Annotated in this window: 1 protein-coding gene; it reads right to left on the bottom strand. The window is 53.3% G+C overall.

Annotated elements, in window-relative coordinates:
- Positions 1-6 precede the first annotated feature (6 nt).
- Positions 7-360, bottom strand: coding sequence for a protein YebF (gene yebF / locus KJQ97_RS09415; RefSeq protein ID WP_214120694.1), 354 nt, complete (start codon positions 358-360; stop codon positions 7-9).
- Positions 361-469: the final 109 nt, after the last annotated feature.

The raw sequence follows: 469 nt of genomic DNA, 5'->3' as shown, positions 1-469 counted from the left end.
ACGCTGCTAGCGGGGCTTATATTCCGCCTTGCCGGCTTTGCAATCAACGATGACCTGATAATGAATATCGGCGCTTTTACCGCGAACGGTTAGCGGAACTGTCCATTTATCATTTTGACCCACAACGTCCTGCACATTAACCCACGCGACCGGGTCAGCCTGCCCGACCTTTTTTTGGTCGTCTGCCCACCGCACGATACGATTTTGCTGGTAGTCGCGCTTCACGCTTGCCGCAATCCCGGCGGCATCCAGCCCTTCGCACTGCGGAAACTTAGCCGATTTACTCTCGGTGGATGCCGCAAATGCCGATACGCTGGCGGATAACAACAGCAGGCTCAACAGCGCTCCTCTTTTATTCATACTTTTCTCCTTAGCACAATGATTCAGGAAAAGCATGGTACAAAACGCCGGGAGCGCAAGTACGGGTTCAGGCGGCTTGCTTTTTCGTTTTACTCGCGGCGTCCTTTTC

This window comes from Campylobacter sp. 2018MI01 (genome assembly GCF_018501205.1).
GTDB lineage: Bacteria > Campylobacterota > Campylobacteria > Campylobacterales > Campylobacteraceae > Campylobacter_E.
The sequence above is the reverse complement of the archived record's forward strand: the minus strand, read 5'-3'. Positions and strand labels throughout refer to the sequence as shown.